The organism is Ideonella azotifigens (assembly GCF_006519715.1).
Lineage (GTDB): Bacteria > Pseudomonadota > Gammaproteobacteria > Burkholderiales > Burkholderiaceae_C > Ideonella > Ideonella azotifigens.
The window spans coordinates 1-1,453 of the sequence record NZ_VIDT01001024.1; the positions used below are offsets into that span (position 1 = coordinate 1).

At 69.6% G+C, this 1,453-nt stretch carries 3 protein-coding genes; all 3 read right to left on the minus strand.

The window, feature by feature from the left end; translation table 11 throughout:
* The coding region (locus tag FKP22_RS30260) for a hypothetical protein (protein ID WP_141291911.1) at nt 1-248 on the minus strand (248 nt) is incomplete at its 3' end.
* Nucleotides 249-311: 63 nt separating this feature from the next.
* Nucleotides 312-773, minus strand: a complete 462-nt coding sequence (gene cueR / locus FKP22_RS30265; protein WP_310733397.1) for a Cu(I)-responsive transcriptional regulator — start codon at nt 771-773, stop codon at nt 312-314.
* A gap of 22 nt (nt 774-795) precedes the next feature.
* On the minus strand, nt 796-1,453 hold a 658-nt coding region (locus tag FKP22_RS30270), incomplete at its 5' end, for an HAD-IC family P-type ATPase (protein ID WP_141291912.1).

Consider the following 1,453-nt stretch of genomic DNA (forward strand, 5'->3'; position numbering starts at 1 on the left):
GTGTTGCACTTGGCGAGCTCGCCAGAGGCCTGTGCGTGATGCGCCTGCCCGGTCTGTGCCTCATGCGCCTGCATGTGCGCATGGTCATGCATGGTCATGCCCGCAGGCACGGCCGACAGCTGCAGCTGCGCTGCCTGGCCGCCCGGGCACAGCATGGCCGCAGCCACCGCGCCGCGCAGGGGCAGCAGCACAGCCAGCAGCATCAGCAGGCAAAGTCGGCACAGTCGGTAGAAGCGAAGCGTCTTCACGCCCGCAGTATCAGGCCTTTCCGGGTGGGGAGGTCAAGCCCCTGGCCACGGGAATCGGGGCATTCATGCAGATGCCTTGCCCGGCCTCAAACCGCTGCGCGGACCGTGCGCCACGGCCACCGGCTCGCCCTGGGCCAGGTTGTCGAGGATGGGGCAGTCTGGCCGGTCGTCGCCGTGGCAGCAGTGCACCAGGTGCTGCAGCGTGGACTTCATGGCCTGCAGTTCCTGCAGCTTCTGATCGAGCTCCTGCAAATGTGCCTCGGCCAGGGCCTTGACCTGGCGGCTGGGCCGGCGGCGGTTTTGCCACAGGCCCAGCAGCTCGCGGATCTGCTCGATGGAGAAGCCCAGGTCGCGGGACTGGCGCACGAAGCGCAGCGTGGCGATGTCCTTCTCGCTGTACTGCCGGTAGCCGGCCTCGGTGCGGCTGGCCTCGGGGAACAGGCCCACGCTTTCGTAGTGGCGGATCATCTTGGCCGAGACGCCGGAGGCCTTGGCGGCCTCGCCGATGTTCATGGGTGGGGACATGCGCGCTCCTGGGTTCGCGGGTTCATTCGGGAAGCTCATCGGCCGCGCCGCGCCAGCGCCGCAGCAGCAGCGCATTGCTGACCACGCTGACACTGCTGAAGGCCATCGCTGCGCCGGCAATCACCGGGCTGAGCAGGCCGGCCGCGGCCAGCGGAATGCCCAGCACGTTGTAGGCAAAGGCCCAGAACAGGCCCTGGCGGATCTTGGCGTAGGTGCGGCGCGAAACGTCGATGGCGTCTGCCACCAGCCGGGTGTCGCCACGCATCAGCGTGATGCCGGCGGCTTCCATCGCCACGTCGGTGCCGGTGCCCATGGCCATGCCCACGTCGGCCGCGGCCAGCGCGGGGGCGTCGTTGATGCCGTCGCCCACCATCGCCACATGCTCGCCAGCCGCACGCAGGGCTTCGATGACGGCGGCCTTGTCGCCAGGCAGCACCTCGGCGCGCACTTCGCGAATGCCCAGCACCTGCGCCACGGCCTGCGCGCTGCCAGCGTTGTCGCCCGTCAGCAGCAAGGTCTTCAGGCCCAGCGCATGCAGGCGCTGCACGGCCTGCCTGGCCTCGGGCTTGAGCGTGTCGCCAAAGGCCAGCAGCCCAAGCAGGCGCGCGCCGCCTGCCGGTTCCTGGGCCATCAGCCAGGACAACGTGCGGCCGTCCTTCGCGAATTGCGCCGCCTCGGCG

What these genes read in the sequence shown, in the direction of transcription:
- cueR (WP_310733397.1), bottom strand. Translation starts at nt 773, where the DNA reads ATGTCCCCACCCATGAACATCGGCGAGGCCGCCAAGGCCTCCGGCGTC.